Here is a 25,430-nt window from a genome sequence, read left to right on the forward strand (position 1 = left end):
CACATACCGAGATCGCGCCGGTAGCCCCCAGAATCTCGGGCCCAGAGGAGTATCGACTCCGCCCCTGGCGCTGTTGCCGCTTCAACGGCAAAGTGACGGGGTTCATACGAACCACCGTCACTCGATCGTGCCTGCTTGCGGGAGAAGTCCGCTCAGTGAGCCGACGGACCCCATTCCATGGGAACACCCTTGGCGGCCAGGTAGGGCAGCGGGTCGATCTTGGCACCGCCCTGATCCCAGATCTCGAGGTGCAGGTGCGGGCCGGTGGACTGGCCGCGGTTACCGACGGTCGCGATGACCTGGCCCGCGTTCACACGCTGGCCCTCGCTGACGAGCATGTCGTTGACGTGGCCGTAGACGGCGGTGGTTCCGTCGTCCTGCAGCACGCGCACCCACAGGCCGAAGCCCGAGGCCGGGCCCGCCTCGACGACGGTGCCGCTCATGACCGAGTGGATCGGGGCGCCGAGGTTGTCGGCGAAGTCGATGCCGCTGTGCATGGCACCCCAGCGGGCGCCGAAGCCGGAGCTGATGGGACCGGCGACCGGGCGGGCGGCCTGCGGCGGCGCGACCTGGTGCTGGATGCCCTGCAGGATGTCTTCGACCTGGGCAAGCGGGCCGGAGATCTCGGGGGGCAAGTTGCCGATGCCGAACGGGGCGGCCACCGGCGCGGCGATGGGGGCGGCGACGGCCTGCACCGGCGCGGGCGCCTCGGCGTGCGAGGCGACTTCCTGCGCGGCGACCAGGTTCACGTCTTCGCGGGCCGACTCGGGGACGACGGATTCCTCGACGTCGTCCTGGGTGGTGGGCAGCAGCGGGGCGGCGTAGGCGATGGCGGGGACGACCTGTGCGGCGGTGCCGACCAAGGCGCCCGCGGCGACAGCGGCACCCGCGGCGGCCCGCACCCGCTCGGTGCGCGAGGGCGCGGCGCGGTGCCGACTGGGGCGCCCGGCGCCACCGTCGGCCAGCAGGGCCTTGACGGAGATCGAGTCGGGGCCCATACGGTGCTGCGACAAAGTTTCGTCCTAGCGTCCGGCAACAAGGGAACGGATTTCCGGTCCATGACCGGCCGGGAGGCTTCCCGTTGCCGCACTGTGTGTAACGGTTCGGCATCCGTTGTGATGGGAACTGTACCCCGTCGTGACCATTCCGCAACCTTCCGGGGTGAAATCGCAGGTCACCGGCGAGTTGATCCGTAACGAGGCCGCCATGCGGGTCGTTATCGAGGCTTTTCGACAGGGCCGGACAGGCCACACTCGAAGCATGGTGATCGAGAGTTTGCGCGTCCCCGTCGTCGCGGCGCCGATGGCGGGTGGGCCGTCCACACCGGAGCTGGTCGCCGCCGTGTCGGCCGTCGGCGGCTTCGCACAGCTGGCCGCCGGATACCTGAGCACCGAGGCGGTGGCCGCCCAGATCGCGGCGACCAGATCGCTCACCTCGCGCCCGTTCGGGGTGAATCTGTTCGCACCCGGTCCGGTGACCGAGCCCGCGGCCTACGCCGAATACCTGGCCGAGCTCGGCGCGGAGTTCCCGCTCGGCACACCGGCCCACGACACCGACGGCTGGGCCGACAAGATCGACCTGCTCGTCGCCGACCCGGTGGCCGTGGTGTCGACGACCTTCGGCTGCCCCACCGCCGTCGAGATCGACCGGCTGCACGCCGTCGGCACCGAGGTGTGGGTCACCGTCACCGCACCCGACGAGGCCCGCATCGCGATCGACGCGGGTGCCGACGCGCTCATCGCCCAGGGCGCCGAGGCGGGTGGGCACCGCGCCACCTTCCTCGACGATCCCGCCGCCGACCCGGTCGACCCGATCGGTCTGCTGAGCCTGCTCCAACTACTCACCGCCACCACCGATCGCCCGCTCGTCGCCGCGGGCGGCATCGTCACCGGCGCCGGTGTGGCCGCTGTGCTCGCGGCGGGCGCGGCGGCGGCGCAGCTCGGCACGGCGCTGGTGCGCTGCCCGGAGGCCGGAACCAACGCCGTCCATCGCGGCGCGCTCGGCTCGACCGAACCGACGATGCTCACCCGCGCCTTCACCGGTCGCCGCGCCCGAGGCATCCGCAACCGCTTCCTGCTCGACCACACCGCGAACGCCCCCGCCGCCTATCCCGAAATCCATTACGCCACCGCACCGCTGCGCGCGGCGGGCCGCTCGGCGGGCAATGCCGATCAGGTGAATCTGTGGGCGGGCCAGACACATTCGCTGACCACCGGCCGACCGGCGGGCGAACTCGTCACCACCCTGTGGGCCGAGGCGAACGCGGCCCTGCGTCGCGCCATCCGGGACTGAAAAAGGCGGGCGCGGAACAATATCCACGCCCGCCCTTGATCAGGTCAACACACCGTCGCGGCCCGCCCGATTCTGGACTGACCGGAGGGTGCGACGAAGGAGTACCCGGAGGGAGGGAAGAATCGGGGCCCGAAGGGCCGCGACCCGAGCGCGCCAGCGCTCCGACTACACAGTGACGACGTCGAGTTCGCCTTCGGCGTACTGCGCGCGCAGACGCTTCTTGTCGAACTTGCCGACGCTGGTCTTGGGCACCTCCGCGATGAAGGTCCAGCGCTCCGGCAGCTGCCACTTGGCGAACTTGTCGGCCAGGAAGTCACGCAGCTCGACGGCCTCCGCGGCGGCGCCCTCGGCCAACACGATCGCGACCAGCGGCCGCTCGTCCCACTTCTCGTCCGGCACGCCGATCACGGCTGCCTCGGCGACGGCCGGGTGACCCATCACCGCGTTCTCCAGGTCGACCGAGGAGATCCACTCGCCGCCGGACTTGATGACATCCTTGGAGCGGTCCACCAGGGTCAGGTAGCCGTTCGGGCTGATCTTGCCGACGTCGCCGGTGCGCAGCCAGCCGTCGTCGAACTTGTCCGGGTCGACCTCGGCGCCGGAGGGCGAGTAGTAGGAGCCGGTGATCCAGGCGCCGCGCACCTCGAGCTCACCGAGGGACTCGCCGTCGTTGGGGACGACCTTGCCGTCGTCACCGACCAGGCGGGCCTCCACGTTGGCCGGGAAACGGCCCTGGGTGTAGCGGTACTCCCAGGCCTCGTCGCCCGCCACCCCGGCAGGCGGGTGCGCGACGCTGCCGAGCGGCGAGGTCTCGGTCATGCCCCAGGCGTGCAGAATGCGCACGCCGTACTTCTCCTCGAAGGCACGCATCATCGACGGCGGCACCGCCGAACCACCGACGACGGCGGTGCGCAGGTGCGAGATGTCCTGCGGCGCGGCCGCCAGCGCGGCGAGCACACCGCCCCAGATGGTCGGCACGGCGGCGGCGAAGGTCGGCTTCTCGGCGGCCATCATCTCCAGCAGCGGCGCGGGCTGCAGGAAACGGTCCGGCATCAAGATGTTGGCGCCCGACATGAGCGCCGCGTACGGCAGACCCCAGGCGTTGGCGTGGAACAGCGGCACGATCGCGAGCACGTAGTCGCCACCGTGGAAACCCATGCCGTTGGGCGAGTTCACCTGCATGGCGTGCAGCCAGTTGGAGCGGTGCGAGTAGACGACGCCCTTCGGGTCACCGGTGGTGCCCGAGGTGTAACACATCGCGGCGGCCGAACGCTCGTCGACGACGGGGAAGTCGAACTCGGCGGACTGGCTGTCGAGCAGCTCACGGTAGGAATGCACCCGCACGCCCTCGGGCGCGGTGAGCGCTGCGGCGTCACCGTTGGCCACGATCACGTGCTTGACCGTCGTCAGGTTCGGCAGGTACTGCGCGAACAGCGGGACCAACGTGCCGTCGACGATCACCACCTGGTCCTCGGCGTGGTTGGCGACGAACACCAGCTGCTCGGGGAACAGCCGGATGTTGAGCGCGTGCAGCACCGCACCCATCGCGGGGACGGCGATGTAGGCGGTCATGTGCTCGTTGTTGTTCCACATGAAGGTGCCGACCCGGTCGCCCTCGTCGACGCCCAGCCCGCGCAGCGCGTTGGCCAGCCGCGCGGAATCCGCGCCGAGCTCACGGTAGGTCATGGTGCGAACACCGTCACCGGTCCAGGTGGACACGGTGGAATCGCCCTGGAAAGTAGCGGCATAGTTGAGCAGTTTCGCCAGCGACAGCTGGTCGTCCTGCATTGTGCTCAGCATCGGTGCTCCTTCGAATCCCTCGCCGCGGAATGATCCACGTCACACCGGATGTTACCGAAAGGTTTGGGCTGAGCAACGGGTTCCTCAACCAAGATTCCGGTCTCCACCTTGTCGGCACGGACGGATGACCCGGCCGTACTGTGACCGACATGGCTGTAGACCGCATGTTGCCCACCGAAGAAGCGCGCGACCTGATCGAGCTCACCCGCGAGATCGCCGACAAAGTACTCGAGCCGCGCGTGGCCGAGAGCGAGAAGACCGGAGTCTTCCCCGAGGGTGTTTTCCCCGCGCTCGGCGCGGCCGGGCTGCTCAGCCTGCCCTACCCCGAGGAATTCGGCGGCGGTGCGCAGCCCTACGAGGTGTACCTGCAGGTGCTCGAGGAACTGGCCAGCCGGTGGGCGGCGGTCGCGGTGGCGGTGAGCGTGCACGGGCTGTCGTGCCATCCGCTGTTCACCTACGGCACCGACGAGCAGAAGCAGCAGTGGCTGTCGAGCATGCTCTCGGGCGAAACCATCGGCGCCTACAGCCTTTCCGAGGCACACGCCGGTTCCGACGCGGCCGCCCTGCGCTGCCGCGCGACCCCCGTCGACGGCGGTTACCGGCTCACCGGAACCAAGGCCTGGATCACCAACGGTGGCCGCGCCGACTTCTACACCCTGTTCGCGCGCACCGGTGAAGGCTCGCGCGGCATCTCGTGCTTCCTCGTGCCCGCCGACACCGAGGGCCTCAGCTTCGGCAAGCCCGAGGAGAAGATGGGCCTGCGCGGCATCCCGACCACCACCGCCGCCTACGACGACGCGTTCCTGCCCGCCGAGCGTCGCATCGGCGAAGAGGGACAAGGGCTTTCGATCGCCTTCAGCGCCCTCGACGCGGGCCGACTCGGCATCGCCGCCGTCGCGACCGGTGTCGCCCAGCGTGCCCTCGACGAGGCCGTCGCCTACGCCAAGGAGCGAGAAGCGTTCGGGCGCAAGATCATCGACCACCAGGGCCTGGGCTTCGTGCTCGCCGACATGGCCGCCGCCGTCGACACCGCCCGCGCCACCTACCTCGACGCCGCCCGCCGCCGCGACGCCGGGCTGCCCTATTCGCGTCAGGCCAGCGTCGCCAAGCTCGCCGCCACCGATGCCGCGATGAAGGTGACCACCGACGCCGTGCAGGTGTTCGGCGGCTACGGCTACACCCAGGACTTCCCCGTCGAGCGCTACATGCGCGAGGCGAAGGTGATGCAGATCTTCGAGGGAACCAACCAGATCCAGCGGCTGGTGATCGCCCGCCATCTCGCCGGGTGAGCAATTCGGCAACGCGCTGATCACCGACGGTCAGCGCGTTCGCCGCAACCGGTCAGTAAACTGAACAGCATCTCGACACCTCGACGGAATGAGGCGTGCGATGCTGTGGTGGCTGATCTTGATCCTGGTTCTCTCGGTGGGCGCCCTGCTGTACCTGCGCGCCGAACAGAACAAACGCACCGCCCGTGAATTCGACGAGGCCCGAGCCGAGGCCAGACTCGCCATCGAGCGCCTCGGCGGCCAACTGCACGCCCTCACCCCGGCCAACCGGCCCGCCGACCACGCCCTCGCCGACGCCACGGACCGCTACAACGCGGCGAACACCCAACTCGACCGGGCGAGCACACCCCACCAAGCCACCCTCGCCAACCGAACCGCCCTCGAAGGCCTCCATTACACCCGCGCCGCCCGACAGGCGATGAAGATGGACCCCGGCCCCGAGCTCCCCGCCCTCGACGGCCAGGACATCGCGGGCCGCGTCGAACAACCCCGCACCATCGACTACAACGGCCGCCCCATCGCCGCCTCCCCCGAACCCTCCGCCGCCACCCGCCACTATTTCCCCGGCGGCCGGGTAGCGGGCCGCCCCGTCCCCGCAGGCTGGTACTCCGAACCCTGGTGGAAACCCGCCCTCCTAGCTGGCGCCTGGGGCACCGGCTCCACCCTCCTCTTCGCGGCGCTCTTCACCGGCATGCCCGGCATCGGCTACGACGCCGAAGCCTTCGAAAACGGCACCGGCCGCACCGAGACCCCCACCGACCTCCCCGACCCCGGCTACGACACCGGCACCTACCCCGCCTTCTGACCGAGCCCAACACCCCCACCCCCACCCTCGCGTTATACTCACCTCGGCCCGCCGAGCGAGCCCCCCGCCTTCGTAGCTCAGGGGATAGAGCACCGCTCTCCTAAAGCGGGTGTCGCAGGTTCGAATCCTGCCGAGGGCACTCCAGTTCATCCAGGTCAGGCCGTTTTCTTGGCCTCACCGTCGAGCCCGTCACCCCGGCCAGTCCGCAGCCAGTCCGCAGCGAATCCGATCCGGGCAGAGTCTAGCTTGATCGCCACGTCGTCCAGGTCGTCGTCGAGCAGGGCCGCGTAGAAGTCCAGCGTGGTGCTCAGCTTGTCGTGACCGAGCATCCGCCGAAGCGCCGGCACCGAGGCCCTCGCGATACCGCGAGCGAGGCCGCACCATCGGCGAGCGAGCTGCTGGCTTCACCATTCACACCGACGAATGACTGACCGATCTCGACCTAACGCAGGAGAATCCCTACCGTGAAGGCCTCACAGCCGGTAGTGGACACAACGAAGATCCCGAATGGAGTCGCCTTACCGGGTGGGTTCAACGATGGGGCGATCACCATGACCCGCAACACCGAGTCGCCGACGACGCCGAAACCGAGCTGGTCTAACGCCACGGCAAGGGCATCGTAGAACAGCCGGGACGCGGTGCCGGTCGTGCGACCGGCACCGGTGACCGCGGCGGTTCACACCGGCCGCCGCAGCCATTTCTAATAGGTTACAACTCGAAGAGCGTTGGCACTGGCTCCTTGAAAGCATGATCAGCAATAACATGAACTTTTGCATCGATCAGTTCATTCACGTGCCGAACCACATCATCGGGGTGCTCATGTTCCCAGTTGACTACAACATCCCAGCCGTCGCTTCTCCAGTATTTCTCAGTCCTGCGATTTCGCTCCTGGTTCTCGGCAATCTTCTTTGCCCACCATTTTGTACGAGACTTCGTTGTGGCTGCATGTTCTGGACAGCCATTCCAGAAGCAGCTGTTGACCATCACGACAACTTGCGCCGCCTTTAGCATGATATCGCCAGTTCGGGGCGCACCGTGAGCCTCCGTGGTCACATCGAATGGGATACAATGCTTCCTCAGTTCCGCTTGCAAGAGTCGCGTCGCGAGAGTGTCTTGCTGGGTATCACGACGTCGGCGTGCGTAGGCGATCTCGGCGTCCGTCGACCGGTGGTTGCCCCACTGGCCGCGTATCGGCGGCTCGGGCGCTGGGTGTGCTTCGGCCGCACCGGGCCCACCGATTTGGGCTGCGATGGCGTGCGCCAGAACATGGGCAAGAAGCGGTGGAACGGCATTGCCGATCTGACGGCAGCGAGAGCCCAGCGATCCGACGAACTTGTACCTGTCGGGGAAGGTTTGAATCCGCGCCCCCTCGCGAACCGTCAGTGAACGGTTCTCGACTGGGTGGGTGAAGCAGCCAGTTGTCACATTACTGAACTGGGTCGTAATCGTGTAAGCGGGCAAATCCCTATCGAGGCGACCTAGCAAGTTCGTGCTGTCTGTACGGCGCATGCCACGGTAGCGGTCAGGCAGCAGATAGGGGGGAATATCTCGCCAAGTTCCCCCTTCGGGTACGTGCTTGATTAGATCGCGGGTATCCGGTGCCATTACCGGCACCTCATGATCACGAAGCAAGGATGAGCCTCGGCGGAGGCTTTGGGCGATCGAGGGCACGTCCTTCAGTCGCATCGCGTAGCGCCGCGCTGGCCCTTGCGTATCTCCCAATGGCGGTAGATCACCGATTGCATCCCAGACCGTGAGGTGCTCAAGAAGCCCCTCCTCACGACGCCTCTGCTCCCACATCTCTAGGCTGTCACGCCGCCAACCTCCCATGTGCGTCTGTTTCGGAAACTCGAATTCCACGTCGCCAAGCAGACCGACAATGAACAATCGCCGACGGCGCTGCGGTACGCCCCAGTCCGCAGCGAGCAAAATCTCGGGCTCATGGACCGCGTACCCCTTCTCAGCAAAGCGATCGAGAATCATTTTGCCGAACGACCCTTGTTTGAAGTAGACCATCCCGGGGACATTTTCCAGAAGGAACGCCTTCGGCTCCAGGTGTTCCACAACTTTAAACATGTGTTCCCACAAGTTGTTACGTTCGTCGCCTTCGCCAACCCATCGGGTTCGTCGGCCATGCGTACTGAACGACTGGCAGCTAGGTCCGCCAAGGACGACGTCCACCCGGCCACCTGCGAGCTCTTTGATCTCCTCGGGAGAGAAGTCGGTGATCGATGCGCACTCGACGTGCGTGCCGGGATGATTCTTCTTGTATGTCTCGCAGGAGTCTTTGTCCTTGTCAAGGGCAAAGCCGATCTCGTAGCCCGCAGCTCGGAATCCCTCGCTCAGTCCACCTGCTCCGCAGAACAGATCGATGGCACGCAGTGGAGGCGAGGGGGGGGTGATCATGATCGCATCGTACGTCAGCGAACGGCACTCGTCGAGCCATCAGGCCGCAATGTTGCGGCGACTCAAGCATGCGATCAGCAACCGGAAGATGCGCAGGCCGGGGCACACCTCAATGACCTTGTGCATGTTCAGTCCTACTAGGCAGGCGCACGGTCGGCGGCAAGCCTGCGCGGCCAAGCATTCACCATGGACTCGCTACGCGCTGCCCGACTGGAGGTCCGATGGAACGACACGACCGAAACAGCTGTGTCGTCATCCAGAACGGTAAGTACACTCCGGGCGACCGTCCATCCGGCGATCCCGACCAGTGACGTGATCGAGCTCATCCATCGATGTTCGGGATCGGCTCCGTGACAAACGGCCACCGCTGCTGCGAAGCCCGCCGTGTCCCATTCATGTATGGCGCTTATGTAATTGAACAGTCGGTTCCGCGTTGCCGCGTCCTCCGCCCGCTCGGTTGCCTTCGCATCCGCGATGAGGATGGATTGGCGATTGTGGTGTAGCCGACACACGTCTGGTCGCAGACCAACGTACAAGTCAATCTCTATCGTGTATCCAGCCAAGTCCGCAAGGCCCGTTAGAACCCCTACGCGGCTCTCGTGCAGCAATGACGGCGCGCTCACTGGTCGACTTGCCGGGTAGCGAGAAGTTCAGCCAACATCAGCCGTCGTGTCGGCACATCGAGCGCCGGGTCGCCGAGCAAATCGGCCTGCGCTGTAGCTTTATCTCGAAGGCGTTGATACTCAACTTCCTCCACAGTGCCGCGCGCCACCAAGGTCACGTACCGAACATCACGTTGTTGGCCGCGGCGGTGTATCCGATCTAGACTTTGCAGGTAATGCGCAGCCTGGTTCGACAAGGACTCGTAGACCGCGTAGCGGGCACTGTGAAGTGTAAGACCCGCCCCGGCGGCGGCAGGGTTGCCCAAGAAGATAAATACGTTCTGGTCCTCCTGAAACCGTCGCACTGCTTCTCGACGGTCCGTCGCATCGATGACCGATCCGTCGATCCGCACCAGCCCCATGTGAGCGTATCGATCAGCGATTCTATCGAGGCTGGCTCGATAGAACGACCAGATAACCACCTTCTCTTCGAGGTCGCCGATAAGGTGGTGCAGTAAGTCATCGAGCGCGTCAATCTTTGCAGGCGTTTCGGTGTATCCAGGAATGATCGGCGACGGGTCCGCACAGATTCTCAGGAGCGCGGCTCTACGCTCAAGATACGATTGTATTTCCCGCGCGAAACTATGATCATCGATGCGTTGCAGATCGAGGACAAGATCGTTCAGCGCAGCATCGTAGGCCGCTCGCTGTTGCGGGGCAAGATCGACGTCGATCTCAGTGAAGGATCTCGCGGGGAGGTCGGGTAACACATCAGACTTGACGTTGCGAACGAACATTCCGCGCTCAGCGAGACGGTCGCTCACTTGGCGTGCCGCTACCTTCTTATCCTTGTCGAGAATTAGCCCTCTAAATGTGTAGCCGAAGTCCACAAGATCGAACTGGGCAACGATATCGGAGGCCGCGTTTGGCGCTGGAGTACCACAGAGAACAAATGCGTGGGTGCACCATTCCCTAAGTTTTGATGCGGCCCGGGTCCGGCTGGCTTCTGGATTCTTGACATTGAACGACTCGTCAATTGTCAGAGTTAGCCGAGTACGGCGTGCGAGTCGCACAATATCGTCATCGAGAGCGACCAATGTTTCGAAGTTGATGACGACCACGTCGGCTCCGCTGAATAGAGCTGCCGCCTTGGCACGGCGGTCTCCTTCAGCGATCACGACGCGATAGAGGTCGCCAGTGAACCGACCGAACTCCCGGCGCCACTCACCAACCATGCTTTTCGGAGCGACGACGAGCATGGTATCCGTGAGGCCACGCTCGACCAGTACGTCAAATGCCGCGATCAACGTGACAGTCTTGCCAGTGCCCTGTTCATCGAAGACGCACCCACCCCAGGTCCCGGGGGTAGTAAGCATTGCGACATTCATAGCTTGGTGATCATCGAGCAGGTTCGTCAATCGACCATCGATGATCAGCGCCCGAGACTCTTGAGCACCGCTTGCAGGAATCATCGTGTAAGCGGCCCTGACGTCCTTGAGCGCCCGGCTCACCGCTACGCGATTGTCGACCAGCCCCCGGGCCGTAGGCGTCCATTCCAGTGGCAAATCGGAGTCCAACAACTTGACTCCCTCCCACACGTCGGCGACGACACCACCGAGTTGAGCACGCTGCCGAAAGTGCACCCCAGCTGCCGAAAGCGCCAAACGAATGGCGCCCGTGTCGGCGCCTGTCAGCCGGAGGTATCGGCCGGTGTCATCCACATCGACGGTCAGCTGGTGGAGCCCTCGCGGCTCAGCCATTGGCAGTCATCAACCGCTCGCCTCGAGTGACCAGCTCGGCCTCGATCACACCGTTGCTGGCGACGAAAACGCGTTCGAGTTCTTTCAACAGCGAGCTGTCCAGGGTCCGCCAGTTGTCCGGCGGCGCGCCACCCAGCCTCTCGACAGCCTGACGCAGCCAGCCCTCGAACCCGATCTTCTTGCGGGTCGCGGTGTTTCGGTCAGCTGTGGTGACCGCCTCCTTGATTAGGTCCAGCGCGTCCTTCTTCTCATTGCGTTCGAGACTTTCATGTGCGTCGTGCAGTTGCTTGCGGGCTTCTTCGTCGGCAACAATCTTCCAGAGGCTGCGCACCTGAGTACCGGAGTCCATGACATCGAACATAAGATCGTATACGATCTTTCGCAGATCGGCGTCTTCCTCCATCTGTACCGTGATTTTGTCTGCGGATTTCCCGGCTTGGATCTCGTAGAACCATTGGAAAACTTCGTCAGCCTTATAGCGAACCTCGGCGGCCTCCTTACCCCGCTCATCGACATGATAGGCTTCAAAGTCCTCCGCCCACTGAACCATCCGCACGTATCGCGTTACAGCAGTTGTGGTGATCGCAAATTTGTCTGCGACATCCTTTTTCAGCTTTCGATCGCGGGTCGGCGTAATGCCACCGACGACGCCAGAGCGATCCTTGCGGTACTCATCAACGACCAAACGCGCCTTGACGAACTCGGGCCACTTTTCCTTCAGGTCGTCTTCGAAGTTCAACGCTACGACGATGGCATCGAATCGGTCGTCGGTCGTGTTCGGCGGTGCCACCCAAACCTTCACCCACCGGGCCCGCTGAACCTCGTCGGGTGCAAAGTTGCCGCTGCTGACTACCCATTTGGCGGCGGCGATCCGCCGGTTGCCGTCTTTGGGTTCACCGTCTGCAGTCAGGATCGGCGGCCGTTCGACGCCTTTTCTGGCAATACTATGCGCCAACGGCGCAACATTGAAGGGATCGTTCTTGGTCATGCTAGGCAGGCGCAACTTGCCCTGGACCAGTTGCAACACCTCGTCCGGATCCGGCTCGCGATTGTTTCGCTCAGTGAACTCTTTGACCTGCAGCTCGACCCTGTGGTTCTCTTTCCACAGGTCAAGCGACATCACATCGACATACCCTTCGTACATAACGATCGGAATACCGTTGAACAGCGGGACCGGCTCCACCATATGGGGTTTGAGGCTGTTCTTCTCTACGAGATTCACATTTCCCCACGGGTGTTCGGGGATCGCAAGTTCTACCAGAAGTTCACGGACCTGGGCGGCAATCTTGACTTCCGGAGTCGAGCCGCCTTCTTGACGCAGGATACGCAGCACACGACTATACAGGCGCTCGGCAGTTGCGGGGTCGATCGCCTGCGACCTGGCGGCCACAACCGCCTCCTGAACTACGGGCCCGAAGTCGGCTGATATGACTTCCATTTCGGCGAGAAGTCCCCGGATCGCAGCCAGAAGCCGCTCGTCATACATCTCTGATATGGTCATCCTATTTCTCTCTATTTGATGTCATTTCGCGATTGCCAGCGAGCTCGACTTGCCCCACTAGTTCCCTCATGTGATTGTTGAGGAATGTCCGGATCCGCTCAAAGCCTCGTTGCTTCCAAACGCGCACGGTAGGGACAGAGACTTCTTCACCAAGATTCTGGCTGACAATCCTCGTGATCTCGTCCGCTTCGATCAGTTCTCCCGCCTCTGCGGCTTCGATGACAACCAACATCACCTCGCGTATGTTGGCGTTGGTCCAGGATCGAATCTCTAGCTTCATGGCGTTTACGGCGCGTCGGCGTAGCACGTGTTGTTCGCGAGCAACGGCTTCGTCCTCCGCCGATGGGGCAGTACTTGCCGGGCGATAGTCCTCTGGCAGCTGCAACTCAGGCAGTCGTACCTCTCGCTTCGCGAGGCCGCCTTTGAATCGCGTCAGCGCGCGGTAGGCGACTTTCGCGAAATATGACCGGACGTTCCTGATGGGTTTGCCCGCACTCAATTGCTCCACAAGCTTCACTGCTGCTTCGCACACCGCGTCCTCGATCTCTGCGGAAGCCGCGGTCGGATAGTGGCTGTGAAGTTGCGCAATTAGGCCGACGAGGAAGCCCTCACCGAACAGCTCGCCCAGCACTTGCTTCCAGTCGGAAGCCGTCCCCTCGTCGGTCACAGATAGAAGAGTCCGCTCGAGGACCTGCCATAACAGTTCGGAGCAAATTTCTTGCGCGAGGCCCCGCCATCAGGCGTAAATGCCGACGTGCCGACGATTCCGGTTCGGAAGGGGGCAAGCGCCCTCGCCTCTCTGGCAGACACGGGGCTGCTGCACGATTCGGCGCTCTGTCGCCTCATCATGCGGCAGCCACGTGCATCTGTGGCGTAGGGCCCAACACCGCGCCCCCAATCAGGCGGGAACCAGCAGCAGCCGGCGACTTACCGCCGCCCGCCCACAGCGGATATAGCGGCCTGGTCAACCAGCCTGCTTCACGAAGACCGCACGTCGTCCCGGGCGCTTCTTCGATGTGCCCTGCCGGGGACACATCGAACAAAGGAACGGATCCGGCCCGCACTGGCTGGACCAGCGTCGTCGGAAGGTACCAACGATGACCAGGCGTTTTCCAGTTGTTCATGTTTTGTGTGTCCTGCCGAGGGCACAAGCATTCGCCTGGCGCCAGGAGGATCGCGGTGTCGACCCCGTTCACCGGGTTCGCGTATTGATCAGCACTGCCGCCCTGAGGTGGGTGTCGTAGATTCGGATCCCCGACTGCCAACTGCTTTCTTGAGGGCTGTCCAAGATAGGGTGATCGCAGGACGCGACGAGTCAGGACTGTTGATGCCGAGAAACAGACGCCCCCGTGATCGGGAGGAGAAGCGTGCCGAGATCGTCGCTGCCGCGCGGCGGTTGTTCACCGAACTGGGGTACGACGCGGTTCCGGTGAGCCGGATCGCGCAGGACGCCGGGGTGGTGTCGAACACGCTGTACTGGTATTTCCGGGACAAGGACGCGGTCTTGACGGCGGTGCTGGAGGAGGTCCTTGCCGAGTCGATGGCCCGGTACGGTGAGGTTCTGGACACCGATATCGTCGATCGATTGGTGTGGGTCGTCGCGGAATTGGAGCACGTGAGCCGGTTGGTGACCACCGTGCACGCTCGCGCGAAGGAATCGGACGCTGTTCGGGAATGGCATGAGGCGTTCCACGCGTTGGCCGAGGGCTTGTTCCGGGCAGATCTGGCCATGATCGGAGTTCCCGAGAACGAGTTGGATGCGATGACCTCGATCGGAGTGTTCGTGGTCGAAGGACTTCTGATGCACCCGGTCGATGACGAGCGCAAGCGCGCGGTGATGGAAACGCTGGTACAGAGCGCCCGCGGAATGGCTTCAGCCGCCCGCTGACCAAGACAGCGGGCGGCTACGCAAACTGCGCGCCGTGGTGCGGGTCTAACTCGCGGCGTTGGCGAATTGCTTTGTCAAGAAGTCGATCTGGTCGCGGACGGCGTCTTCGAAGTAGGTGCCGAGGTAGATGTCGAAGTGGTCGCAGGGGTAGGTCTCCACGTGGACATGAGCCAGGCCCCGCGCGCGGAGCTTGGTGGTTTCGGCGGGGGCTGCGGCGTCGTTGTCACAGACGCACAGCAGGGTCGGAACGCCGGAGCGGGCCATGGCACGGCCGGGTCGGTACAGCGGTAGCCGCAACACCAGGCGGGCGGCCAGTGCGTTGGCCGCGTCGAACTCGTTGTCCGGGCCTCGGAGCACGCCCCACATCGTGTCGCGACCAACCGTGGTGGCTGGCTCATGTTCGTCGGCGGTCGGCGGTTCGATGTTGGGTGACAGCCGCGCACGAACCGACGGCAGCCGTCGCAGGAGGGCGCTGGTGCGGCGGGACAACCGGGTGCCGGGCGGTAGCAGCGCCGACGCGCCCGCGATGGCGTCGGATGAGGCCACGAAGGCGGGCATCCACGAGGTTCCGGCCATCGGCATGAGGATCGGCTTCATACCGAGCCACGAGCATGCGGTGTCGAGGATGCCCACAGCCATCAGCGCGACAGCGCTGAGCGGCCCGGTGCGCAGCCGGGAGATCAGCGAGGCCGGTCCGTCGGTGAAGGGACATTGCGCGACGATGGCCGCGACCTGCGGGTTTCCGCTCCCGACCTGCAGGACATGTCCACCACCGAATGAGGTGCCCCACAACGCGATCCGCTCGACATCGACCTCGGGCAGGGTGCGCGCGAAGTCCACGGCGGCACGCCAGTCCGCGAGTTGCCGATCGATGTCGAGGAGCTGGCGCGGCTGTCCGCCGCTGGCCCCGAGGTGGCGGTAGTCGAAGACCAGCACCGCCCAGCCGTTCGCGGCGAACCGCTCGGCGAACGCCTCCAGGCGCATCTCGCGCACCGCTCCCAGCCCGTGCCCCATGATCACCATCGGCCGAGGCTCGGACGCGCCGGGTTCGGTGTACAACCACGCCGCGCACGGAACGCCGCCGGAGAGGAACCACACATCGCGCCGCTGGATCGCCGCGGCAGCCTCACCTCGATCGATCGGCTCGTCGGTAGCCATGACTTGATTCCTTCCGCTCAGCGAAACCACCGTTCTTGAACGTCACCCAAGAACGGGGTTGCGGCTACGGTAGGCGCTTCTTGAACGTCAGTCAAGAAGCGGGACCGCCGTGGTGTGGAAGTCAGCGAGCGACAACGTCGCCGTCCGTCGGGAATACTCCGAGACCGATCCCGGCCAGTTACTGGAAATGCGACCGGAGGCGGATCTGTACCAGCTCACGCAACCCGCCCACGCCGAACCGGCGAGGCGTCGCTGTATCTCCTCGTCGTAGCGTTGTTCGACCTCCTCGCGAATCTCCATGAGCCCACCCGGGTTTCGCGCCGACACCTCGACGGCTTGCCGGATGTAGCGTGCCTGCCGTTCCAGCATGTAGATGATCGAACCGGTGCCGAGGTTGGTGTTGGGGCCGTACATGAGGAACATGTTCGGAAACCCCGGAACTGTCATGCCGAGATGAGCGTGGGCGCCATCGGCCCACACAGCACGGAGTTCACGGCCCGCACGCCCGCGCACCGTCATCGGGCCGAGGAATTCCTGGGTCGCGAATCCGGTGCCGTAGATGATCACATCGACCGCGTGCTCGACGCCGTCCGCGGTGCGTACCCCACCTGTGGTGATCTCGGTGATGCGCTCGGTGACGACCTCGACGTTGGGTCGGGTCAGGGTCGGGTAGTAGTCGTTGGCGAACAGCACCCGCTTACAGCCGATCGGATAGTCGGGCGTCAGCTTGTGCCGCAAGGCCGCCGAGCCCACTTGCCGTCGTAGTTGCCACCTCGCCGCGGCCTCGACCGCAGCGCTGATCCGCCGGTTGCCGGTGATACCCAGCGTCCACACCTCGCCCAGAGTCCACCACAGGCCGCGTTCGAGCTTTTGCAGCAGGGGCAGCCGCCGGAAAGCGCGGTGATGAATCGACCGGTACTCACCGTCGGGTTTGGGCAGAATGTAGGGCGCCGAACGCTGGAACAGGGTCAACTGCGCGACCTGCGGCTGAATTCGCGGGACGAACTGGATAGCGCTCGCGCCCGCGCCGATCACCGCCACCCGCCGTCCTCGCAGGTCGCAATCATGACGCCACTGCGCCGAATGAAACGACGCGCCCTCGAACCGCTCGCGTCCCTCGATGTCGGGCATCGCCGGACGCGACAGCTGCCCTGTCGCCGGAACAAATATCCGAGCTCGTATCGCACCGCCGTCGGCGGTGCGTACGTTCCACAGCCCGTCGGACTCCTCGAACCAGGCATCTGTCACTTCCAGGCCGTACCGAATCCGTTCCCCCAGGTCGGACGCGATATCGATCAGGTAGCTCTCGATCTGGGCCTGACCGGCGTAGCGCCTGGTCCAGTCCGGCTTCGGAGCATAGGAGAACGAGTAATACGGCGAGGGCACATCGCAGGCGGCACCCGGATAGGTGTTCTCGCGCCACACCCCGCCCGCCCGATCCGCCTTCTCCAAGATCACGAAATCGCTGATCCCGGCCCGCAGTAGCTCATTGGCCATCGCCAGCCCGGCGAAACCCGCACCGACGATGACCACCGATACCGTGTCCGCCACGCTTGTCGTCCCATCTCGCATGGTCCTCGACGCTAACCACGGACCATCGCGCGGCGTAGATCCGCGCGGCCAGAGAATTGACAATTTTGGCCAAACCCGCGCCTAGTTTGTAAACTCGCTGGTCATGACGGGATTCATCCCGGCCGCAGCCCTTTCCCACCACGATTTCCCCCGCTCGATCGCCAGCGTCGCACTGATGTCCCAGTTCGCCCGCGACCACGGCCGCACACTCGAGCAGACACTCGACGGCTCGGGGCTCACCGCGGCCCACCTCGCCGACCCCCACGCGCACGTCTCGGCGGCACAGGAACTCACCGTCGCCACCAATCTGGCCACCGCGCTCACCGAGGAGAACCATCCTGGGCTCGACCTCGGTCGCAGATACCGCACCACCACATTCGGCATCTTCGGATTCGCCTGCCTGGCCAGCCCTACCCTGGGTGACGCCCTGTCGTTCTTTCTCCGCTACTTCGACCTGACCTTCGCCTTCTGTGTTCCCCGCGTCGAGGTGTCCGAGACCGAGGTGGTCGTGCGGCTCGACGACAGCGCCCTCGCGGCACCCGCACGACAATTCCTCCTCGAACGCGACGCGGCGGCCATCCTCACCGTGAGCGAAGACCTCTTCCCCGGCCAGTTCTCACCGACGCGAGTCGAGATCCGCCGCCCACAGCCGTCCTCGCCCGCGCCGTTCGAGGAGGTTTTCCACCGGGTGCCGATCTTCGACCAACCCGAGAACATCGTCGCGTTCGACCCGCACCTGCTCGCCCAGCCGCTCCCGAGGGCCGATCCACGCACACTCGCCCAGTGCGAAGAACAGTGCCGACAACTGGTCACCGCACGCCGACACCGCCACGGCATCGCGGCACAGGTCAGAGACCTGCTCACCCACGTCGACCTGGACACAGCAGGCCCCGACGAGGTCGCCCGCGCACTGCACATCAGCACCCGAACCATGCGACGACGACTCGGCGAAGCAGGTACCAGCTACCAGATCCTGCGCGACGAGGTCCGCGAAACACTCGCAGAACAGATGCTCAGCACCGGCGCGCTCTCGGTACACGACGTGGCGATCCGGCTCGGCTATGCCGAATCCGCGAGCTTCATCCACGCGTTCAAACGCTGGAAGGGACTGACCCCCAAACAGTTCCAGATCGCCTCCAATACCCCCTCGGCACCGCCCCAGTGAGCGCACCGCGCGGCTAGCACTAGCCGGGACCTCGAACGAAACGGTCCGATCCAGGTGGCGAGATGCCGTGGGCACCAGAACTTCTCAGTCGGGCATCGCCGAGTAGGTCACAACCAGGGGCGCGTGATCGGAGAGGCGCTCGGCGGGTGACGGTTCCTTGTCGACGACGACAGACTTGGCGTGGCGGGCGAGGCCGGGTGTCGCGAGTTGGTGGTCCACTCGCCAACCCACGCCCTTGGTGAACGATTGACCCGCCCAACTCCACCAGGTGAGTGGACCCGGGCGATCGCCGTGCACCTGTCGCACCACGTCGACGAGCCTGCGCGTGCCGAGAAGCGAACTGAACCACTCGCGGTCGGCGGGCAGGAAGCCGTCCATCGTGCGGGCGGCGCGCCAGTTGGTCACATCGTGCTGGGTGTGCGCGATGTTCAGATCTCCGGTGAGAATGAACTCGCGTCCCACGCTCAGTGCGGCGAGCCGGTTGCGGTGTACTTCACGGGCGAATGCCGCGAGAAAGCGCTGCTTGCGTTCGTATCTGACCCCGCCGTCGGGCTGTTCGCGCATCGATCCCGGGCGCTGGAGGTGCGCGGGTAGACCGCCCTTGGGGATATAGAGACAGGCCACCGTCACCGGGCGGTCGGCCAGATCCACCTCGATATAGCGTCCCTGTGCGGCGAATTCACCGAGTCCGCGGGCCCTGGGTGGGTGGGTCACCCACGTCCGCACGGCAGCGGCGGGCACCCTCGTCAGTACGGCCACACCGTTGCGACCGGCCACGGAACCGACGTCCACCGCCGCCGAATAGCCCGGGAATGTTCCCACATCGGCTGCGGGACAACGTAATTCCTGCAGCGCGATCACATCCGCCGACCGGGCCGGCAGCCACTGGTCGAAACCACGTCGACGCGACGCGCGGATTCCGTTGACGTTGAACGTGGCGACAGTGAAAGAGTCAGCGACCGACGAACCCATGGCAACACAGTGCCGGAACCCCCTGCCTCCCAGCCGGGCACCTCCTGTACGCGACTTGCGACCATCCCTTTAGGTGTCGTCGGCAAACACCGATAGCGCCGGACTACAGCAAGGTTCGCCTCACCGCGAGTGACTGATCCGCCTCGGCTGCTTCCCGAAAGGTGACGACCGCCTCGCCGTTCTCCCGCGCCCATGCGGTGAGCATCCTGATGGGCTCCTCCAGGGTCCGCCCGAGGTCGGTCAGGCAGTACTCCACGCGCGGCGGCGCCTCGGCGTACGCGTGTCGTTCGACGAGCCCGTTGGCTTGGAGTCGGCGCAACGTCTGGGTCAGTACCTTGCGTGAAATGCCGCCGCTCAGCTCGACCAGCTCGCCGTGGCGCAACGGGCCGTCGGTCAGCGCGAAGAGCGTGACCATGGACCACTTGCTGGCGATGATCTCCATGGCCAGGAGAGCGGGACAGTCGGCGAGGAAGGCGATTCCGGGTCGCAGGCTCACGTCCCGAAGGTTACCTGGAGGTACCTATCGACTGCCTACCGTTGTCGAGGTGCGCACGCCCCCTACTCGCATCTCGCATGATTGAGGTTTCAGCCTTGTTCGTCTCTCTTGCCGTCGTCACCGTGTTCATGTCGGCGCTTCTCCTGGTATCGGCCGGGGCCAAGTCCCTGCGGACGCGGCACATCACCGAGCAGATGTCCACCCTCGGAGTGCCGCGGCGCATGATGGCCTTCCTGATCGGAGCTCAGATCGCGGGCGCGGCCGGTGCGATCGCCGGACTCTGGTGGGGACCCATCGGAATCGCCGCCGCGACCGGCCTGACGCTCTATTTCGCCGGGGCGGTCGCCTTCCACCTGCGCGTCGGCGACCACAAGGGCGCGTCTCCGGCGGTAGTCCTCACCATGGCCTCCGTCGCCCTGATCGTGCTGCGTACTGCCACCCTCTGACCGAGGACAGCCGGGCTGGACGATCACCGAGCACACCGGTGACGCCAGTCCGGCAGGCATGCAGGGACCTGGATCAGGAGGGCAGGCCGTCGGGGTAGCAGACGGGGCGCCAGAGGGTTCCGCAGAAGAAGTTGTCGAGGTCGGCGGAGCCGGTGGCGATCGGGGCGTTGCCGACCGGGCGGAGGTCGGTGGGCTGGGGTTGCGCGGACGCCGGGGCGACGGACAGCAGGACCGCACCACCCAGCAGTGCGCTGGCGACAAGGGCGCGATGGACGCGAATCATGTGAAGCCGATCTGCTCGAGTTCCGGCCGAGGATGTGGCCTCGCTGAGCACATCGAGCACCTGTGCGAGTTCGTTACGTGAGGAAACCTTCTGTCGCGCAAGCAGATCGGACGTCATCGTGGTCAGCGCATGGCCTTGCCGAGTTTCACGCGCGGCGCACCGTCGGTCGGGCGGCGGAGGGGCCAGAGGGTTTCGGGGATTTCGGTGCCTGCCTGGGTGCGGTAGGCGGTGACCAGGATGGCTGGGGTGTCGGCGGTTTCGGTGAGGGTGGCCGTTGCTTCGCTGCCGTCGGCGAAGACGAGGTCGAAGTGGTCGCCGGGGAGGTCGAGTTCGAGGCCGGGGAACAGGTGGGTGTAGCCGACGATCACGGGTGGGGTTTCGGGCATGGTGTTCCGCTCAGGACTGGCGGGTGATCGGGGGGAGTTCGTAGGAACCGTCGAGGACGCTCGGGTCGGGTTCGTACACGCGCAGCAGTGGGCGGAAGGGTCCGGCGGGGGTGGGGAGCCAGTTGGCGCGGACGGTCGGGTCGGTGGGCTGGTCGTGCTGGAGGGTGATGGTGAGGGAGCCGTCGGGGGCGGTGACCAGGCCCGGAGTGCGGTCGCCGATGGAGTAGCGGTCGATCGGGTTGTCGACGAGGTAGAAGTCCTCGGCGTCGTACATCGTGATCGACCAGAACGCGCCGCAGGGTGGTGGGGTGGTGAAGGTCAGCTCGTAACGCTTGGTGCCGTCCAGTGCGGCGCTGTCGCCGTCGACGTAGACCATCGCGTAGGCGGCCTCGTAGCCGTGATTGCCCCAGAGGCCACCGCGCGCCGCGGCGGTGCGCTGCGTGTAGCGGGCCGGGGTATCGGGAAGTTTCCAGTCCGGGTCGTCGAGGGCGCCGACTTCGAAGAAGTCGAGGTTGTAGTCGAAGATGTGATAGGTCAGGTTCCAGCCGTTCTGCATCGGAGCGCTGGCGTGTTTCAGCTCCGATTCCAGGTTCTTCCTACCCTCGGCCAGGCCGTCACGCAGGGCGCCCGCGAAGTCGGGATCGGCTGAAATGTACGGGGATTCGTCCGAGAGAAGCCCGATCGGGGCGAACCGCCGCTGGTATCGCCTGTCGCGTTCGGCCGGTGGGAAGGCGGCCATCGCGACGCGCAGCTGTTCGAAGAACAGCAGGTCGTCGGGCACGCCGGTGGCCGGGGTCGGCAGTCCCCTTCCGGTGCCGGTCGGGGTGAGGCGCAGCTCGGATTGCAGCGCCTTCACCGCGGGCAGGTCGGATTCGCCGTCGACGGCCCAGCGGCCGACGATCGAGACGACCGTGGTCGGGCAGTGGATCACAGTGACGTTCTCGGGGGCGTCACCGGCCCATCCGGGCGGCACCAGCAGGAACGATCCGGCTTCGGTTCCGGTCGCCCGGTGGCCCACATAGGCGAAGTTGTTCGTCCAGGCGTCCACGAATTGCATGACGTAGTAGCGACCGTCGGCGTCGGGCACGTCGAATCGCACGGGGCCGCCGCTGGTGTCGACCATCGCGCACGAGTAGATGGTGTCGTTGTTGATCGAGACGAATTTCATGTCCGGCCCGGCGAGGGCGGCCGCGTGGCCGAACTGGTTGAACGGCGCGGTGGGCACACCGACACTGGTCCCCCGCACCGAACCGGCGACTTTGTCCAGATCGGCCAGGATCGGATACCCGTAGACGAAAGCCTCGGCGGCCAGAGCTGACAGGTCGGACCTCGACATCGGTTCGGTAGCCATCGGGCAATCGTCGCCGCAGCCCCCGGCGCGATGCCTCACCCGTTCCGGGTGAGATCGCCGAACCGTCAGCCGATGCCGGTGACAGCGGGCAAAGCTGCGGCGACCCGTACCGCCTCGGCCAGCTCGTCGGCGGCGTTGCGGAGCTGGTCGGGGGTGTGTTCGGGGTGTCGTCCGCGCGAACCCCTCGCTCCCGCGGACGACACCGAATCAGTGTCCGGCCTCGACCCGACGAGACGGGATCGGCCGACGGATGCCGATCAGCAGCTGCACCGAGGCGGACGTGGCCAGGAGCCACGGCGCCGGTTCGAAGATGACGGCACACAGCAGGGTCCAGGCGATGAGACCGACGGCCAGCAGCACGGGCGGGGTGACGCCACGCCGGTCCATCCAGGTGATGAGGAAGCCGAGCAGCATCAGCGGGACACCGAAGCTGGCCGGGCCCATCCAGAAGGCGCCGATCTCGGGCGGCAATGCGGTGACGTCGGCATCGGGTGCCCACAACTCGAAGGAGAACCACTGCCCGAAATAGCGGTGGCCGAGCATTGTCGCGGCGAGTGCGTGCGCCGCGCCGAGGGTGGCGAGCGCCCTCCCTGCCCAGGTGATCATGGGCGTACTCCATTTCATGGGCATCTTCATGGGCAACATACGAAACCGTTGCTATCGAAACTGATAGTTCCGTATACTGCCATCGTGGTGAAGCCAAGACAAGCCGGGGGACGCCCCCGCGAGCAGCGAGTGGACACCTCGATCGCCTCCGCGGTCCGGGAGGTGATCGGCGAGTCCGGCTACGGCGGGCTGACCGTCGACGCGGTCGCGGCCCGGGCCGGGGTGAGCAAAGCGGCCATCTACCGGCGCTTCTCCTCCAAGCAGGAGATGACCTTCGCCGTCCTGCTGCACGACGTGGACCAGCAGTCCCCCGCCGACACCGGATCCCTGCGTGGCGACCTGGTGGCGCTGATCGAGCAGATCACCGCGCACTTGGTCAGCCCGGGCGCCGGCACCCTGTCGGGCCTGCTCGCCGATGTGCGCGCCGACCCGAACCTGCACGCCCGTTTCGACTCCACCTTCCTGGCCGTGGAACGCGCCATCATCACCGAGGTGGTCGACCGTGCGATCGAGCGCGGCGAGGTGGCGAACCGACCGGACCCCACTGTTGTGCACGCCCTGATCCTCGGCCCGCTCTTCGCCTGGCTGATCGTGCTCGACGAGGGCACCGCTGGTGTCCCGGCCCTGATCGAGCTGGTCGCCACGACGGCCGCCGATGCTCTCACCCGAGACCTGCTGCCAGCCGCCACACCGTGAGTCCTCCTTCGACGCTCGGAGCACTCGTGACGGCACTGGCTTTCGGCAAAGTCCTCGGGTCAAGCCAGCTGCACCAGAGCACAGCCCGCGATCAGGGCCGCCAGCCCGGCCAGCCGCTGGGTGGTGACCGGCTTGGCGGGCAGTTGGAACCACCCCCGATGGTCGATGGCAGCCGAAAGTAGTTGCTGCCCTGTGACCGTGAGCGCGATGGTGGTCGCGGCGCCGATGTGTGGGATCACGGTGAACGTCACGGTGACGTAGGTCGCGGCGGCCACACCACCGAGCCAGCCCCACCACGGCACCGTAGGCAGCCCGGCGAGTCGTGGGCGTGCGGTGCGGCCTGTGATTACCAGGACGACCAGGACAACGGCGATCGTCACGGTCGCGACCAGGAACGACCACAGCCCGGTGAGGAACGGGTCGTCGAGGTCGCGACGCAGGGCGGCGTTGGTGGCTCCTTGGATCGGAAGCACCACTCCCGCAACAAGTCCCAGTACCACCGCGCCGACGCGAGCCGCGCCGGACAGCTGCGCGGAACCGCCCGCGAGCTGGCTGCGGATCACCACCACGATGCCCACCAGAACCGCGGCCGCGCCGAGCAGCATGCCCGGTCCCGGGGTGCGCCGCTCGACGCCGAGCAGACCGCCCACATCGAGGGCGATCGAGGCGAACATCTGCCCGGTGACGAACAGACCGACCGAGGCGAGGGCGCCGAGCCGAGGGAACAGCACGATGGCGCTGGTGATGTAGATCGGAGAGGCGATGCCGCCCAGCAACTTCCAATCATCGATCGCCCCGATGTCGCCGATCGCGGCGAACCCACCCGCCACCGCCGCGACCACGGCGAGCAACACGGCCGACACGACCAGTTGCACGGTGGCCGCCCCGTAGGGCGTGCCGACCGCCTTACCCAATTGCAGGTTCACCGAAGCCTGCACTGCGAGCAGGCCACCCACAGCGAGTGCGGCGGCCAGATAAACGACTGTCACTGATGTCTCCTGAAAAGCACGATGAATACGGCACATTCAGCCTCACGTGGCCAACCTGCCTGATCAACGCCGGTTTTCGGAACGCATCATGACCCCGCGATCATGAGTGGAGGTTCCGGCAATGGAGATGCGGGACATCGAGATCTTCCTGACCCTGGCCGAGGAGCTGCACTTCGGCCGCACCGCGCAGCGGCTGCACATCACCCAGTCGCGGGTGAGTCATGCGATCAGGCAACAGGAACGACGGATCGGTGCGCCGCTGTTCGTGCGCACGAGCCGCACCGTAGCACTGACCGGGATCGGCGAGCGACTGCGCGACGAACTGCGCCACGGCAGTCGAGTCATCGCGTCGGCCATCGAGCGTGCCCGCGCCGACGCGCGTCGCTTCGACGACGTGCTCAGGGTCGGCATCATGGGCGCGCTGGGCCCTGCGCTCGCCCCGGTTCTGCGCGGTTTCACCGACGCGTATCCGCAGGTGGAGTTGGTGGTGCGCGAAACGCATTTCGCCGATCCGTTCGGCCCGTTGCGCGCGGGCGAGGTGGACCTCCAACTGGCGTGGTTACCGGTGTGCGAGCCCGACCTCACCGTCGGCGCGACGGTCCGCACCGAGGTGACGCGGCTCGCCGACATCACCTATGTACCGACCCGGGACGCCCCGGTGTGCCGCTGGACGTTCGTCTGGCGCAGTGACCGCGAGACCGAGACCGTCCGGGCGTTCGACTCCGTCGCCCGGAGATTCAGCTGAATCTCAGCGCTGGCGCCAGGTCAGCGGTCCCGGCAAATCGATGGCGTTCTTCCTGGTGCGGGAATTCCAGGACCAGGGCCCGATTTTGATACCCCACGACGACAGGCCCGACTGGGTGAAGTTGAACTTCAACGGGCCGAGGGATTTGCGCTGGCGGAATCGGATGGGCATCGCGGGCCTTTCGGTTCGGTGCGTCGATCCGAATCGAGCTCGGCGGCAGCC

General features: G+C 65.5%; 26 protein-coding genes and 1 tRNA gene. 9 read left to right on the forward strand and 18 right to left on the reverse strand.

The genetic code is table 11. From position 1 onward, the window contains the following. Positions 1–152: 152 nt before the first annotated feature. Positions 153–1,013, reverse strand: a complete 861-nt coding sequence (locus NC7_RS12715; protein WP_236573247.1) for a M23 family metallopeptidase — start codon at positions 1,011–1,013, stop codon at positions 153–155. A 247-nt stretch (positions 1,014–1,260) separates the two neighbouring features. On the opposite strand from NC7_RS12715, the gene NC7_RS12720 reads away from it, so the two are divergent. Then, positions 1,261–2,292: a nitronate monooxygenase gene (locus NC7_RS12720; protein ID WP_174550222.1), complete on the forward strand. Its 1,032-nt coding sequence runs from the start codon at positions 1,261–1,263 to the stop codon at positions 2,290–2,292. Positions 2,293–2,457: 165 nt separating this feature from the next. Here the strand turns inward: NC7_RS12720 and NC7_RS12725 are convergent, their stop codons facing one another. Then, a complete protein-coding gene (locus tag NC7_RS12725; protein WP_067982416.1) occupies positions 2,458–4,092 on the reverse strand; it encodes a long-chain fatty acid--CoA ligase in 1,635 nt (544 codons plus the stop codon). 149 nt (positions 4,093–4,241) lie between these two features. Between NC7_RS12725 and NC7_RS12730 the strand changes: the two genes are divergently transcribed. The 3 genes from NC7_RS12730 (at position 4,242) to NC7_RS12740 (ending at position 6,325) form a co-directional block, all read left to right on the forward strand. Further along, positions 4,242–5,381, forward strand: a complete 1,140-nt coding sequence (locus tag NC7_RS12730) for an acyl-CoA dehydrogenase family protein (RefSeq protein WP_067982419.1) — start codon at positions 4,242–4,244, stop codon at positions 5,379–5,381. A gap of 100 nt (positions 5,382–5,481) precedes the next feature. Beyond that, on the forward strand, positions 5,482–6,186 hold the full coding sequence (locus tag NC7_RS12735) for a DUF1542 domain-containing protein (RefSeq protein ID WP_174550223.1): 705 nt from the start codon (positions 5,482–5,484) through the stop codon (positions 6,184–6,186). Positions 6,187–6,252: 66 nt separating this feature from the next. Then, a tRNA-Arg gene (locus NC7_RS12740) sits at positions 6,253–6,325 on the forward strand. A 16-nt stretch (positions 6,326–6,341) separates the two neighbouring features. Here the strand turns inward: NC7_RS12740 and NC7_RS29090 are convergent. From NC7_RS29090 to NC7_RS12760, 5 genes are all read right to left on the reverse strand, one after another. Beyond that, on the reverse strand, positions 6,342–6,533 hold the full coding sequence (locus NC7_RS29090) for a hypothetical protein (RefSeq protein WP_157101968.1): 192 nt from the start codon (positions 6,531–6,533) through the stop codon (positions 6,342–6,344). A gap of 361 nt (positions 6,534–6,894) precedes the next feature. Next, positions 6,895–8,592 carry a DNA (cytosine-5-)-methyltransferase gene (gene dcm / locus NC7_RS28520; RefSeq protein ID WP_084458439.1) on the reverse strand — a complete coding sequence of 566 codons (1,698 nt, stop codon included), beginning with the start codon at positions 8,590–8,592 and terminating at the stop codon, positions 6,895–6,897. A gap of 619 nt (positions 8,593–9,211) precedes the next feature. Beyond that, complete coding sequence (locus tag NC7_RS12745; RefSeq protein WP_067982422.1) at positions 9,212–10,954, reverse strand: DEAD/DEAH box helicase; 1,743 nt, start codon at positions 10,952–10,954, stop codon at positions 9,212–9,214. Beyond that, complete coding sequence (locus NC7_RS12750; RefSeq protein WP_157101969.1) at positions 10,947–12,440, reverse strand: hypothetical protein; 1,494 nt, start codon at positions 12,438–12,440, stop codon at positions 10,947–10,949. Before NC7_RS12750 ends, NC7_RS12745 begins: the two co-directional genes overlap by 8 nt. Before the next feature lie 16 nt (positions 12,441–12,456). Then, positions 12,457–13,122, reverse strand: coding sequence for a sigma-70 RNA polymerase sigma factor region 4 domain-containing protein (locus NC7_RS12760; RefSeq protein WP_067982430.1), 666 nt, complete (start codon positions 13,120–13,122; stop codon positions 12,457–12,459). Between the two features lie 660 nt (positions 13,123–13,782). On the opposite strand from NC7_RS12760, the gene NC7_RS12765 reads away from it, so the two are divergent. Continuing rightward, a complete protein-coding gene (locus NC7_RS12765; protein ID WP_067982433.1) occupies positions 13,783–14,343 on the forward strand; it encodes a TetR/AcrR family transcriptional regulator in 561 nt (186 codons plus the stop codon). Between the two features lie 45 nt (positions 14,344–14,388). Here the strand turns inward: NC7_RS12765 and NC7_RS12770 are convergent, their stop codons facing one another. Both NC7_RS12770 and NC7_RS12775 read right to left on the reverse strand, forming a co-directional pair. After that, on the reverse strand, positions 14,389–15,501 hold the full coding sequence (locus tag NC7_RS12770; protein WP_067982437.1) for an alpha/beta hydrolase: 1,113 nt from the start codon (positions 15,499–15,501) through the stop codon (positions 14,389–14,391). A gap of 87 nt (positions 15,502–15,588) precedes the next feature. Further along, positions 15,589–17,052, reverse strand: coding sequence for a flavin-containing monooxygenase (locus NC7_RS12775; protein ID WP_255285051.1), 1,464 nt, complete (start codon positions 17,050–17,052; stop codon positions 15,589–15,591). 124 nt (positions 17,053–17,176) lie between these two features. Between NC7_RS12775 and NC7_RS12780 the strand changes: the two genes are divergently transcribed. Further along, entirely contained in the window at positions 17,177–18,238 is a 1,062-nt protein-coding gene (locus tag NC7_RS12780) for an AraC family transcriptional regulator (protein WP_067982443.1), read from the forward strand. An 84-nt stretch (positions 18,239–18,322) separates the two neighbouring features. On the opposite strand, the gene NC7_RS12785 is transcribed toward NC7_RS12780, so the two are convergent. Together NC7_RS12785 and NC7_RS12790 are read right to left on the reverse strand one after the other, a co-directional pair. Beyond that, positions 18,323–19,210 (reverse strand): exodeoxyribonuclease III, encoded by an 888-nt coding sequence (locus NC7_RS12785; RefSeq protein WP_067982447.1) that lies wholly within the window; start codon positions 19,208–19,210, stop codon positions 18,323–18,325. Between the two features lie 103 nt (positions 19,211–19,313). After that, positions 19,314–19,706 (reverse strand): winged helix-turn-helix transcriptional regulator, encoded by a 393-nt coding sequence (locus NC7_RS12790; RefSeq protein WP_167352429.1) that lies wholly within the window; start codon positions 19,704–19,706, stop codon positions 19,314–19,316. A 77-nt stretch (positions 19,707–19,783) separates the two neighbouring features. On the opposite strand from NC7_RS12790, the gene NC7_RS12795 reads away from it, so the two are divergent. Beyond that, positions 19,784–20,152 carry a DoxX family protein gene (locus tag NC7_RS12795; protein ID WP_236573245.1) on the forward strand — a complete coding sequence of 123 codons (369 nt, stop codon included), beginning with the start codon at positions 19,784–19,786 and terminating at the stop codon, positions 20,150–20,152. Positions 20,153–20,225: 73 nt separating this feature from the next. On the opposite strand, the gene NC7_RS12800 is transcribed toward NC7_RS12795, so the two are convergent. The 5 genes from NC7_RS12800 to NC7_RS29570 all read right to left on the reverse strand — a co-directional run bounded on the left by NC7_RS12800 (position 20,226) and on the right by NC7_RS29570 (position 22,778). Further along, on the reverse strand, positions 20,226–20,435 hold the full coding sequence (locus tag NC7_RS12800; RefSeq protein WP_067982450.1) for a hypothetical protein: 210 nt from the start codon (positions 20,433–20,435) through the stop codon (positions 20,226–20,228). Between the two features lie 122 nt (positions 20,436–20,557). After that, positions 20,558–20,821, reverse strand: coding sequence for a hypothetical protein (locus NC7_RS12805; protein WP_067982455.1), 264 nt, complete (start codon positions 20,819–20,821; stop codon positions 20,558–20,560). A 10-nt stretch (positions 20,822–20,831) separates the two neighbouring features. Then, on the reverse strand, positions 20,832–22,172 hold the full coding sequence (locus NC7_RS12810; RefSeq protein WP_236573244.1) for a DUF1254 domain-containing protein: 1,341 nt from the start codon (positions 22,170–22,172) through the stop codon (positions 20,832–20,834). A 65-nt stretch (positions 22,173–22,237) separates the two neighbouring features. Further along, the gene (locus NC7_RS29565) at positions 22,238–22,375 is read right to left on the reverse strand and encodes a hypothetical protein (protein WP_159372844.1); all 138 of its coding nucleotides are present in this window, start codon (positions 22,373–22,375) and stop codon (positions 22,238–22,240) included. A gap of 4 nt (positions 22,376–22,379) precedes the next feature. Next, positions 22,380–22,778, reverse strand: coding sequence for a DUF6463 family protein (locus NC7_RS29570; protein WP_159372843.1), 399 nt, complete (start codon positions 22,776–22,778; stop codon positions 22,380–22,382). 84 nt (positions 22,779–22,862) lie between these two features. Between NC7_RS29570 and NC7_RS29575 the strand changes: the two genes are divergently transcribed. Further along, the gene (locus tag NC7_RS29575; RefSeq protein WP_159372842.1) at positions 22,863–23,474 is read left to right on the forward strand and encodes a TetR/AcrR family transcriptional regulator; all 612 of its coding nucleotides are present in this window, start codon (positions 22,863–22,865) and stop codon (positions 23,472–23,474) included. 59 nt (positions 23,475–23,533) lie between these two features. On the opposite strand, the gene NC7_RS12825 is transcribed toward NC7_RS29575, so the two are convergent. After that, entirely contained in the window at positions 23,534–24,463 is a 930-nt protein-coding gene (locus tag NC7_RS12825; RefSeq protein WP_067982458.1) for a DMT family transporter, read from the reverse strand. 121 nt (positions 24,464–24,584) lie between these two features. Between NC7_RS12825 and NC7_RS12830 the strand changes: the two genes are divergently transcribed. After that, entirely contained in the window at positions 24,585–25,208 is a 624-nt protein-coding gene (locus tag NC7_RS12830; RefSeq protein WP_067982461.1) for a LysR family transcriptional regulator, read from the forward strand. Between the two features lie 3 nt (positions 25,209–25,211). On the opposite strand, the gene NC7_RS28530 is transcribed toward NC7_RS12830, so the two are convergent. Beyond that, positions 25,212–25,379 carry a DUF4236 domain-containing protein gene (locus tag NC7_RS28530; RefSeq protein WP_084458441.1) on the reverse strand — a complete coding sequence of 56 codons (168 nt, stop codon included), beginning with the start codon at positions 25,377–25,379 and terminating at the stop codon, positions 25,212–25,214. Positions 25,380–25,430 lie beyond the last annotated feature (51 nt).

The organism is Nocardia caishijiensis NBRC 108228 (assembly GCF_001612825.1).
Lineage (GTDB): Bacteria > Actinomycetota > Actinomycetes > Mycobacteriales > Mycobacteriaceae > Nocardia > Nocardia caishijiensis.